The sequence below is a fragment of the Methylobacterium sp. 37f genome (assembly GCF_023093475.1).
Lineage (GTDB): Bacteria > Pseudomonadota > Alphaproteobacteria > Rhizobiales > Beijerinckiaceae > Methylobacterium.
In genome coordinates, this window is record NZ_JAGHKN010000005.1 from 72,702 (window position 1) to 83,283 (window position 10,582).

13 protein-coding genes and 1 pseudogene are annotated in these 10,582 nt (G+C 67.9%); 11 read left to right on the forward strand and 3 right to left on the reverse strand.

Annotation, left to right across the window (positions count from 1 at the left end; genetic code table 11):
• Nucleotides 1-231: 231 nt before the first annotated feature.
• Complete coding sequence (locus tag J7U37_RS05085; RefSeq protein ID WP_056179167.1) at nucleotides 232-618, forward strand: hypothetical protein; 387 nt, start codon at nucleotides 232-234, stop codon at nucleotides 616-618.
• Nucleotides 619-694: 76 nt separating this feature from the next.
• Here J7U37_RS05085 and J7U37_RS05090 read toward each other — a convergent pair whose 3' ends face one another.
• Entirely contained in the window at nucleotides 695-1,093 is a 399-nt protein-coding gene (locus J7U37_RS05090) for a DUF3775 domain-containing protein (protein ID WP_056180025.1), read from the reverse strand.
• Between the two features lie 102 nt (nucleotides 1,094-1,195).
• On the opposite strand from J7U37_RS05090, the gene J7U37_RS05095 reads away from it, so the two are divergent.
• The 3 genes and pseudogenes from J7U37_RS05095 (at nucleotide 1,196) to J7U37_RS05105 (ending at nucleotide 3,261) form a co-directional block, all read left to right on the forward strand.
• Complete coding sequence (locus J7U37_RS05095) at nucleotides 1,196-1,987, forward strand: DUF429 domain-containing protein (protein ID WP_247635017.1); 792 nt, start codon at nucleotides 1,196-1,198, stop codon at nucleotides 1,985-1,987.
• A 32-nt stretch (nucleotides 1,988-2,019) separates the two neighbouring features.
• Nucleotides 2,020-2,520, forward strand: a pseudogene (locus tag J7U37_RS05100) (NUDIX domain-containing protein); the annotation flags it as partial.
• Nucleotides 2,521-2,589: 69 nt separating this feature from the next.
• On the forward strand, nucleotides 2,590-3,261 hold the full coding sequence (locus J7U37_RS05105) for a carbonic anhydrase (RefSeq protein ID WP_056484543.1): 672 nt from the start codon (nucleotides 2,590-2,592) through the stop codon (nucleotides 3,259-3,261).
• 116 nt (nucleotides 3,262-3,377) lie between these two features.
• On the opposite strand, the gene J7U37_RS05110 is transcribed toward J7U37_RS05105, so the two are convergent.
• Nucleotides 3,378-4,088 carry a DUF4142 domain-containing protein gene (locus J7U37_RS05110; protein WP_056179161.1) on the reverse strand — a complete coding sequence of 237 codons (711 nt, stop codon included), beginning with the start codon at nucleotides 4,086-4,088 and terminating at the stop codon, nucleotides 3,378-3,380.
• 331 nt (nucleotides 4,089-4,419) lie between these two features.
• Between J7U37_RS05110 and J7U37_RS05115 the strand changes: the two genes are divergently transcribed.
• From J7U37_RS05115 to nudC, 7 genes are all read left to right on the forward strand, one after another.
• Nucleotides 4,420-5,277: a universal stress protein gene (locus tag J7U37_RS05115; protein WP_056483910.1), complete on the forward strand. Its 858-nt coding sequence runs from the start codon at nucleotides 4,420-4,422 to the stop codon at nucleotides 5,275-5,277.
• 93 nt (nucleotides 5,278-5,370) lie between these two features.
• Nucleotides 5,371-5,970, forward strand: coding sequence for a hypothetical protein (locus tag J7U37_RS05120; protein WP_056179155.1), 600 nt, complete (start codon nucleotides 5,371-5,373; stop codon nucleotides 5,968-5,970).
• A 98-nt stretch (nucleotides 5,971-6,068) separates the two neighbouring features.
• The gene (locus J7U37_RS05125; RefSeq protein ID WP_247635018.1) at nucleotides 6,069-6,668 is read left to right on the forward strand and encodes a hypothetical protein; all 600 of its coding nucleotides are present in this window, start codon (nucleotides 6,069-6,071) and stop codon (nucleotides 6,666-6,668) included.
• A gap of 105 nt (nucleotides 6,669-6,773) precedes the next feature.
• A complete protein-coding gene (locus J7U37_RS05130; RefSeq protein ID WP_247635078.1) occupies nucleotides 6,774-7,379 on the forward strand; it encodes a cytochrome b/b6 domain-containing protein in 606 nt (201 codons plus the stop codon).
• Nucleotides 7,379-8,158: a molybdopterin-dependent oxidoreductase gene (locus J7U37_RS05135; RefSeq protein WP_247635019.1), complete on the forward strand. Its 780-nt coding sequence runs from the start codon at nucleotides 7,379-7,381 to the stop codon at nucleotides 8,156-8,158. The genes J7U37_RS05130 and J7U37_RS05135 overlap by 1 nt, the downstream gene beginning before the upstream one ends.
• Before the next feature lie 46 nt (nucleotides 8,159-8,204).
• Nucleotides 8,205-8,621, forward strand: a complete 417-nt coding sequence (locus tag J7U37_RS05140) for an HIT domain-containing protein (RefSeq protein ID WP_247635020.1) — start codon at nucleotides 8,205-8,207, stop codon at nucleotides 8,619-8,621.
• 4 nt (nucleotides 8,622-8,625) lie between these two features.
• Complete coding sequence (gene nudC / locus J7U37_RS05145; RefSeq protein WP_247635021.1) at nucleotides 8,626-9,531, forward strand: NAD(+) diphosphatase; 906 nt, start codon at nucleotides 8,626-8,628, stop codon at nucleotides 9,529-9,531.
• A gap of 12 nt (nucleotides 9,532-9,543) precedes the next feature.
• On the opposite strand, the gene J7U37_RS05150 is transcribed toward nudC, so the two are convergent.
• A complete protein-coding gene (locus tag J7U37_RS05150; RefSeq protein ID WP_247635022.1) occupies nucleotides 9,544-10,500 on the reverse strand; it encodes a D-2-hydroxyacid dehydrogenase family protein in 957 nt (318 codons plus the stop codon).
• Between the last annotated feature and the right edge of the window lie 82 nt (nucleotides 10,501-10,582).

A 10,582-nucleotide genomic window follows, 5' to 3' on the forward strand; every position in this document is an offset into this window, starting at 1 on the left:
GCTCCCTCGACCGGCACCCCAACGGTTCGCGGTTGCGGTTCGCCGTCTGCGACCGGCCGGCGCATTCGGCTGAGATGAGCGAGCAAGTCGTCCGGGCAGAATCCCAAAGGCGACGCTTGGGGTCGGTCGGTGGCGGTTCCCAGTGGGAAACGCCGCGGGCGCTTGTCACCGCGGGCCACGGCTCCATTTTCTCGACGGAGGGTGGTGGATCACGAAGACGAGGCTTCGACGATGGACCCAGATCACGCTGTTCGAGCCGATCGCTCGCAGGTGGCGCCGCTCGCGCTTGCTGCGGTCCTCTCGGCCGGGCTCTCGATGCCCGTGTCGGCCCAGGACCTGCCCTACATCGACCCGGCGCGAGGCACCCTATTGATCCATGGAAATTACTGCGGACCGGGCAATCGGAGTCCAAGGCCCCCGATCGACTCCCTCGATCTCGCCTGCATGCATCACGACATCTGTTCGCCGCCGCGCGGGGAAATCCCCACCTGTGCCTGCAACGACCGACTCCATCGCGAGGCCGAGGCGGTTTCGCTCGATGCGAGGCAGCCGCAAAGCCTGCGTGAGACGGCCGGTTTCGTCGCCGATACCGCCCTGGCATTGCCCTGCCAGCCGTGAAACGCTGCAGGTCCCGGACGGCTGCTCGGGCTAGGGCCGGTCTCGCTGATGCGGGACCGGTCCGGCTGTTTCGTCGTCAGGCCTGCGGCAGGTCCGGCGTGATCCCCAGATTGGCGAGCCCCTCATCGAGGAGATCGCCCGCGTTGGGGATGCCCAGGATCTCGTGGGCGGCGCCCTCCCCGGCCGCTTCGCGCTCGCGGGCGAACCGGACCGCGTCGGCCCATTCCTCCGGCTCCATGTCGCCACGCCCGATGTAGAGAAGGGCGAGCAGGTCGGCGCGCTCGTCATCGTTGAGGGCGCCGATCATGGCGCTCAGCTCCTCTTCGGTCGCATCGTCGGTGCCGGACACGAGCACGTCGGTGGCGCCGTCATCGATGGGATTGGAACCGGAATCGGGGTCAGTCGGCCCTTCCTTCACATCGATGGCCCGAACCCGCAGGATGATCTCGGTGACCTTGTCGACGGCGATGTCCATGAAAGCAGTCCTGTTTCGGCGGTCGCCGGCAGCGGCGGCCTTGAGCAGCGACAACGAGCCAAGCTCGATCCGGTTCGCGTGGCCGTATCCAGGGTCGCTCCGATGACGTGCTGGATCGGCGGCCTCGACGGCTGCCGTGGGGCCTGGGCCGGTGTCCTTCTCGATCTCGACGACCCGGCGCGCTACCGCGCCGCGCGTTTTGACCAAGTTGCCGACCTTCTCGACGCCCCCGAGGCGCCGCTTCGCGTCGGGATCGACATTCCGATCGGCCTGGACACCCACGTCGTTGCCGGCGGACGCGTTGCCGACCGGGCCGCCCGGGCCATGCTCGGATCGGGTCGCGCCAGCGTCTTTCCGGTGCCGGCCCGGTGCGCGGTCTACGCAGCGACCTACGCGGAGGCCAAGGCCCTGTCCCGCTCGAACAGCACGCCGCCCTTCGCGCCCTCGATCCAGTGCTGGAACATCCTGCCCTATATCCGTGAGGTCGATGCACTCCTCGATCGCCGGCCCGAACTGGGCATACGCCTGCACGAGGTCCATCCCGAGATCGCGTTCCGCCAACTCAATGGTGGGCGGGGCCTGGCGGCTGGAAAGAAGGGACCGGGGCGCCAGCAGGGCTTGGCCGAACGTCGAGCCTTGCTGGCCACTGCGGGCCTTCCGGAAGGCCTGATCGCCGCCCGTCCGCCCGGTGTCGGTGCCGACGATCATCTCGACGCGCTGGCAGGCCTCGTCGTGGCCCGCGATCTTCTGGACAACCGGGCCATCCCCCTGCCCGATCCGCCAGGACGAGACGATCGCGATCTGCCGATCGTGATCTGGATGCCGGCCGTTCCAACGGGTACGCCCCTGGCTCCTTTGGATTTCCCTGGTAAAGCGGGAAAGGACAGCGAATAACCAAGGAGTTGATCGTGACGCAGGACTCCTCCGTGACGCCGAACCTTCCGGTTCGCGATATCGCCCGAGCCTTGGTGTTCGATCCCGATGACCGCCTTCTACTGATCGCCTACGAAGCGGTGCGCCCGATCGATCCCGCCGCGCCCGAGGCACGCACCTTCTGGTTCATGCCCGGCGGCGGGCTTGAGCCGGGTGAGACGCACGTCGAAGCCTGCCGGCGCGAGCTTTCGGAAGAGATCGGCGTGACCGATTCCGCGATCGGCCCCCAGGTCGCATCCTGCGATGGCCCGTTCCACCTGTTCAAGACCCCGCGCTTCGCACGCGAGCGCTACTTCGTCGTCCGCCTGCCCGATGCCACCGTGGACACGAGCCGCCTCGCCGAGACCGAGGACAATCCGGTGCTCGGAACCCGCTGGTGGACCCTCGACGAACTGGAATCCACCGCCGAGCGGATCGAACCGGCCGGCCTCGTGCAAGTCGCCCGGGACGTCGTCGCCGGGCGGAGGCCGGCCTCTCCCGTTGCCCTTGCCTGGCAATCACCCTCATCCGGCATGCCCCATGAAGGCCAGCCCTCCACCGACACGCCAACAGAGGATTCCCGCATGTTCCCAGAGACGCTCAAATCCGGCTACCGCTCCTTCATTGACGGACGCCTCCCCGACGAAGCCAAGCGCTACGCCAAGCTGGCGCAGGGCCAGAGCCCGGAAGTGTTGATGATCAGCTGCTGTGACAGCCGCGTCTCGCCGGAAGTGATCTTCGATACCGGACCGGGCGAACTCTTCGTCATCCGCAATGTCGCCAACATCGTGCCGCCCTGCGAAACTGGCGGTGATTTTCATGGCACCTCTGCGGCGATCGAGTTCGCCGTGCAGGGGCTGGAGGTGAAGCACATCGTGGTGCTGGGGCATGCCAGCTGCGGCGGCATCAAAGCCTACGCCAACCCATCGGCACCGCTTTCAAAGGGCGATTTCATCGGCAAATGGGTGTCGCTCGTCGGTGCGGCCGCCGAGAAAGCCGGCGATCAGAGCGGGCCGGACTACCTGACCCGCCTCGAATACGCGATGGTCGCGCAGAGCCTCGAAAACCTGATGACCTTCCCGTTCGTGCGCAGTCGGGTGATGAGTGGGCGGCTGGCCCTGCACGGAGCCCATTTCGGCATCGCGCGCGGTGAATTGCTGCTGCGCGATCCGGATACCGGCGTCTTCAAGCCTGCGATCGACCGGGAGGGGCGCAGCCTCAGCCCGACCTCGCTGATTGGCTGTTTCCAGTCCTGACAGGACCCGCCAGACACCCTGGCGAATACGAAAAGAGACGTCGAGCCCCGGGCTCGACGTCTTTTTTTCAGGTCATTAAGCAGGAGACCGGGTCCCGAAGCTGAAGACCCGCTGGTTCAGCGGGCGCCCGGCAGGCGCTGGGCCATCTGGTAATGCGACTGTAGAACCGGAAGGGCCTGCTCGGCATGGGCGCGCAAAGCGGGGTTCGGGCCCGAGGCGGCGTAGGAACGGAACATGCCGATCGTCATCTCGTGCGACTGGACCTGCATGCTACCGTAGAGACGGTCGAAGCGCGGGCCTGCCGGAGTCTGCGACAGCTCGGAGAGCATCGCCTGCTGCTGCGGGTTCGGTTGGACGAGGGTGGTCCCGGCTGTGGTATCGACGTCGCCGGTGAAGGCACGGCTACCGGCGGCGGCACCGCGAGCCGCACCGCTTCCTATCCCCTCCACGCCCCCGACCGGTCCGCCGCTCAGGGTACCGCCGACCACACCGGTCGCAATGCCGGTCGCGGCACCGACGGCACCACCGGCCACCGCGAGCGGTGCCGTGACCAGACCGCCAAGCCCCTCGTTGCTGCGAGCGGCCGCGTAATTGCCCTCGCCGCCGGCCAGCGCCACGTTGGCGGCGCGGTGATCGCGGATCGCCTCGCGGGCGAAGCGCAGAACCTGCGGATTCCGGCTCTTGTTGAGTGCGATCTGGCTCGACTGAATCTCGAAGGCGTTGGCCTGCATGGCCTCCATGCGGAAGTCACCCTGCATACCCTGCGCGAAGGCCGGTGCGGACAGAGCAGCCATGACAGCCGTGAGAGCGAAAGTCTTCTTGATCATGCGTTCCTCAATGCGAACAGTCAGAAGCGGCAGCACACACTATGAATTGTATAGGCATAGAGCAGCGCTGACCGGCTACGATTGCTGGGCCAACGACCCAAGATGAATTCAGTTCCCGTCTCGAACTGGATTATTCGGTAGCTTCGCAAGCGAGAGGTCGATCTTCCCAACGGTCAAGCTTTTCGGCAGGTAATCTTAGGATGCTCGGTTTTCCCGCCGGAGATGGGATCCCATGGAGAAAACCCTGTGTGGTCCTGCCATCGGAGTTTTCCGAGATCGCGTTTCGCACTAGCCTAACGGGCATTCGTGCCGTTGCGAGAAAGGCTCCGCGATGAAGACCCTGCTCGTCCCCGTTGCCCTCCACGATGCCCTGCCCTCCGTTTTCGAGACCGCCATCCTGACCGCACGGCGGTTCGGCAGCCTCATCGAAGGCGTGTCCCTGCGCCCTGCCCTCGCGGAGTACGTCCCCGTCGACATGGTCGGGGGAATGACCTGGCTGCGCGACGAAGAGGCGGACAAGGTCGAGGCCGAGCGCGCCGGAAACCAGTTCATCGACTTCATGACCAAGGCCGGTGTTCCCCTGGCCCCCGAGGGTCCATGCAATCCGGAGGTTCTGGCCGCCGGTCCACGCTATCGCTGGCGGGCCGACGTGCCGGCCGGCGACGGTTTTCTCGGCCAACATGCCCGCCTGTTCACCGCCACGGTGGTGGGTCGGCCCGGCACCGAGGACGGGGCTCCGCGGATGACCACCTTCGAGACCGCCCTGTTCGAGAGCGGTCGGCCCATCCTGCTGGCCCCTCCGATCGCCCCAGCCACCCTCGGGGATGCGATCCTGATCGCCTGGAACGGCTCGACCGAGACCGCCCGGGCCGTCGCCTTCGCCATGCCGTTCCTCCGTCAGGCCCAGCGCATCCGCGTTATCAGCGTCGAGGGCGGCACGGTCCCGGGCCCGACAGCCGAGGACCTTGCGCGCGCCCTCGCGTGCGAGGGCATCTCCGCTGATTTCCGGGCCTACTCGGCCGGACGACGCACGCCGGGCGAGGTGTATCTCGCGGAGGCCGAAGCCTTCGGCTGCGATCTTCTGATCAAGGGGGCCTATACCCAGAGCCGGCTGCGCCAGATGATCTTCGGTGGCCCGACGAGCCATCTCCTGACGCACGCGGCCATTCCCATGCTGATGGCACACTGACGCATCCGGGTCGCGCGCAATTGACTTGCGCGCTGGACAAAGGGAAGGCAGCGTCTCCACCGCCGGCCGGTGCCGGTTGCCAGGAGTCTCTGCATGAAGTCGCTGACCGTCGCCCTCGCCCTGTCCGGCCTCGCTTTCAGTCTGCCGGTCCGCGCCGATTCGCCCGTGGTCCGTATCCGGGGCACGATCGAGGCGGTGGACGGCGCGAGCGTGACCATCAAGCCGCGCCTCGGCGCCCCCGTGCAGGTGAAGCTCGGCGACTCGCTCCGGGTCGCGACCGCCAACAGCGCCAAGATCGGCGACATTCAGCCGGACAGCTACATCGGGACCGCGGCCACGCCGCAGCCGGACGGCACCCTGAAGGCCCTCGAAGTCGCGGTCTTCGCACCGAGCATGCGTGGAACCGGTGACGGTCACTATCCGTGGGATCTCGAGAAGGAGAACACCATGACCAACGGCGCGGTGGGCGCCCTCTCGGGAACCACCGACCGGACGATCACGGTGACCTACAAGGGTGGCGAGAAGACCATCACGGTGCCGGAGGGCGTCCCGGTCGTGGCGCTTGCGCCTGGTGATGTCAGCAAGATCAAGCCGGGCGCCCGGGTCGTCGCCTTCACCAAGGCGGATGCCGGCGGCGTCGCCGTGGCGGACCGGATGATCGTCGGCGAAAACGGCACCGTTCCGCCGATGTAACCGGGGCTGCAGCTCGGTCGAAAACCTCGCAGAAACCCGCAGTCGCCGGGTGGCGGCGGACGCAAAGCGTCCGCCCAAGATCAACCAGGGAAAACGCCATGATGAAGACGCTGCTGGCCGGCCTGACGCTCGGCCTCGCGCTTGCTGCCGCGCCAGCGCACGCCGCCGATGTGGTGCGCTATCGCGGCACGATCGAGTCCGTCGAGGGGTCGACGGTGACGATCAAGCCCCGGATGGGTGAGACCAAAACCGTGATCTTCGGAGACGACACCAAGATCCTGGCCGCCAGCACCGGCAAGCTGTCCGACATCAAGTCGGAGAGCTACATCGGTACCGCCGCCATCCCGCAGCCTGACGGCACCCAGAAGGCCCTGCAGGTCACGGTCTTCGCCTCGTCGCTCCGCGGCACCGCCGATGGCCACTATCCGTGGGATCTCGGCTCCAATTCGACCATGACCAACGGCGCCATCGGCAGCCTGTCCGGCACCGAGGGACGCACCCTGCTGGTCAAGTACCAGGGTGGCGAGAAGAAGGTGATGGTGCCGGAAGACGTGCCCGTGACCCTGGTCGATCCGGGCGAGAAGAGCATCGTGGTGCCGGGCGCCAAGGTCGTGGCCTTCACCAAGGCGGGCGCCGACGGCAAGCTCAATGCTGCCGTCCTGATCGTCGGCCGCAACGGCACCGTCCCGTCGATGTGATTGCTCCCTCGCCCCACCGGCATCCCCCGGCGGGGTCGGCCCGAGATATTGGCCTAAGCTGCTGAGGTCCTGTTGACGATCGCTCCCGAAACACCCTCGCGCCTCATGGTGATCCATCCCCTCGTGGTGCGGATCACCCATTGGATCAACGCGGTCGCGGTGTTCTGCATGCTGTTCAGCGGCTGGGCGATCTACAACGCGTCGCCGCTCTTCCCCTTCGTGTTCCCGAAATGGGCGACCCTTGGCGGCTGGCTCGGCGGCGCCCTCGCCTGGCACTTCGCCGCGATGTGGCTCTTCGCCCTGAACGGTCTGGCCTACATCGCCTACGGCGTCCTCGCCCGGCACTTCGCCACCGCCTTCCTGCCCCTCAGCCCCGGCGCGGTCTGGCGCGACGCCCGGGCGGCCCTGCGGCTCCGGCTGAGCCACCGGATCGGGCGCTACAACGCCGTCCAGCGACTCGCCTACCTGATCGCGATCGTGCTGGGCCTGCTCCTCGTCGCCTCCGGCTGCGCCCTGTGGAAGCCCGTACAGTGGCAGACCCTGGCGAACCTGTTCGGCGGGTACGAGTGGGCCCGGCGAGTCCATTTCGGCGCCATGGCGGGTCTTGGCGCCTTCATCCTCCTGCATCTTGCCCTCGTGGTGGTCGTGCCGAGCACGCTGCTGGCGATGATCACCGGTCGTGCTCGCATCTCCGAGGAAACCGTCCGCTGATGACCCGCGATCCCGATACCGCCGCCCGGCTGAAGGCCCTGCGCAGGGACATCGCCCCGGAACTCGCCAGTCTGGAGCGCCGCATGCTCCTGCGCGGCGGCCTCTCGGTTGGCGCCCTGACGCTCCTATCCGGCTGCGACCTCTCCACGGGAAGCAACGGCACCCTGGCCGACCGGGTGCTCTGGGCCATGTCGCGGGCCAACGACCGGGTCCAGCAATGGCTGTTCGACCCGGCGACCCTGGCCCCCACCTACCCGGCCTCGATGATCGATACGCCGTTCCGCTTCAACGCCTATTACCCCCCGGACAACATTCCCGAGATCGACGAGGCGACCTGGACGCTCGAGGTTTCCGGCCTCGTCGCCGACAAGGCGCCCTGGACGCTGGCGAAGCTGCGATCCCTGCCGCAGGAGAGCCAGATCACCCGCCACATCTGCATCGAGGGCTGGAGCCAGATCGGCCAGTGGAGCGGCGTGCCGCTGCGGAGCTTCCTGGAGCGAAGCGGCGCCGACCTCACGGCGAAGTATGTCGGCTTCAAGTGCGCCGACCGCTATTACGGCAGCCTCGACATGCCGAGCGCCCTGCATCCTCAGACGATCCTGGCCCTCGACTTCGCCGGCCAGCCCTTGGCTCCCGAATATGGCTATCCGCTCCGCGTCCGGGTGCCGACGAAGCTCGGCTTCAAGAGTCCCAAGCACATCGAGGCGATCTTCGTCACCAACGACTATCCAGGCGGCTATTGGGAGGACCAGGGCTACAATTGGTTCAGCGGGATCTGACGGCGGCCCTCGCATCGGCCACGGTTCCGCTCTACACCGCAATGGCATGGATACCGACTTCGCCCTCGACCCGCAGCTTGCTGCCGACACCGTGCATGTGGGCGACCTCGCCCTCTGCAGCGTCCTCCTCATGGATGATGCCCGCTTTCCCTGGTTGATCCTGGTGCCGCGCCGGGCCGGCGCCAGCGAGATCACGGATCTCGCGCCCGAGGAGGCCCGCAGCCTGATGGACGAGATGCGGATCGCCACCGGGGTGATGCTGGCCCTGGCCAAGCCCGACAAGGTGAATGTCGCCGCCCTCGGCAACGTGGTGGCACAGTTGCATGTCCACGTGATCGGGCGCTTCCACTCCGATCCGGCCTGGCCGAAACCCATCTGGGGCATCGGTACCGCGACCCCCTACCCCCATCATGCCCGCGCCCAGATGATCGACCGCATCGGCGCCCTGTTCGCGGCGGCCTGAAGCGATGAGCGACCCGCTGGCCCAGCTCGGCTACGTCCACAGCCGCCTCGTACGCCACTCGGCCGAGAGCGCGGCGGCGATTCCCGACCTCGACGCACCCGGTGCGCGCATCGTCGTGCTGGCCGGGGACCGCGTCGTGCTCGCGGGCGAGACGGCGCTTTTGGCGCCGGACACGGCGACTCGTCTGGGCACGCGCAGCCTGACGCTGTTCCTCGGCCGCCTCGATGGACACCCGGTCTTCGCCGCCGCCGTGCCGGCGGAGGTGACCGAGGGCCTCGAGGCCGATCCGGAGTTCCGCACCAACGACCTGCGCAGCCTCGCGGGCGAAGGCCGGATCGCCCCCCATGAACTCGGGCTCCTCGCCACGGCGAAGTCCCTGCTCGGCTGGCATGCGCGCCACGGCTTCTGCGCGAATTGCGGAACCCCGACGACCCTCGCGGCCGGCGGCTACCGCCGCGAATGCGCGGCCTGCGGCACGCACCACTTCCCCCGCACCGATCCCGTGGTGATCATGCTGATCACCCGGGACGATGCCTGCCTGCTCGGACGCTCGCCGCGCTTCAACGAGGGCATGTATTCCTGCCTTGCCGGTTTCCTGGAGCCCGGCGAGACGGTCGAGGATGCCGTACGGCGGGAGACGTTCGAGGAGGTCGGCCTGACCATCGGGGCCGTACGCTACCACGCCTCGCAGCCCTGGCCCTTCCCGTCCTCGCTGATGATCGGCTGCGTTGCCGAAAGCCTCGACGACGCGATCACAATCGACCCGGAGGAACTCGCCGACGCGCGCTGGTTCTCGCGGGCCGACGTCACCGCCATGCTGGACGGCCGCCATCCCGAGGGACTGACTGCGCCGCCCCCGCTGGCGATCGCCCACCTGCTGGTGCGGGCCTTCGTCGAGGGGCGGGCCTGAACCCGAGACCGTTCACGCGAGGACGCGGATCGGCGCGCCGTCGAGATAAGCCGAAATATCCTCAACGATTTCAGGGAAGTAGGTGCGATAGTTGCGCTCCGTGACGTAGCCGAGATGCGGCGTCGCCAGGACGTTGGGCAGGCGACGCCAGAGAGAATCCGGCGGCAGCGGCTCGGTCTCGAAGACGTCGAGGCCGGCGCCGGCGATGCGGTTCTCGCGCAACGCGGCGATCAGCGCGGCCTCGTCCACGATCGCGGCCCGGGACGTGTTGATGAGGTAGGCGTCGGGCCGCATCCGGCTCAAGGCCGCAGCGTCGACGAGGCCGCGGGTGCGGTCGCCGAGGACGAGGTGGATCGAGACCACGTCGCTGTCCTCCAGCAGCGCCTCCAGGGAGGGCGCCAGGGCGACGCCCTCGGCCGCAGCCCGGTCGGCCGTGAGGTTCTGGCTCCAGGCGCTGACCCGCATGCCGAAGGCCTGGCCGATCCGGGCGACGCGGGCGCCGGTCTTGCCGAGTCCCAGGAGGCCGAGGCGGCGACCCGCGAGATCACGGCCGACGCTGCTCTGCCACGGTCCGCCGCTCCGCAGCGCCTGCACCTCGGGTACGAGGTGGCGGGCGAGGCCGAGGATCAGCGCCCAGGTCAGTTCCACAGGCGGCTCTGGGTGACTGGCGGTGCCGCAGACCGTGACGCCGTGGGCGCGGGCGGCGGCGAGATCGATCGCGGCGTTGCGCATACCGCTGGTGACGAGGAGCTTCAGGCACGGCAGCCGGGCGAACAGGTCGGCCGGAAAAGGCGTGCGCTCGCGCATCAGCACCACGATCTCGCAGTCCCGGATCGCATCGACCAACGCGTCCCGTATTTCGAAGGTCGCGTCGAGGTCGCGGAGTTTGACGCGGTCCAGCAGCCCCGACCAATCCGCCATCGTCGGGCCGACGCCCTGGTAGTCGTCGAGGATCGCGCAGGTCAGCATGGGACATCCTGTCTGGGGAGGATGGGGCTACGCCACGGCGGAACGCTTGGCCAGGGGGCGGCGGGGCTTTGACTCCGGCGCC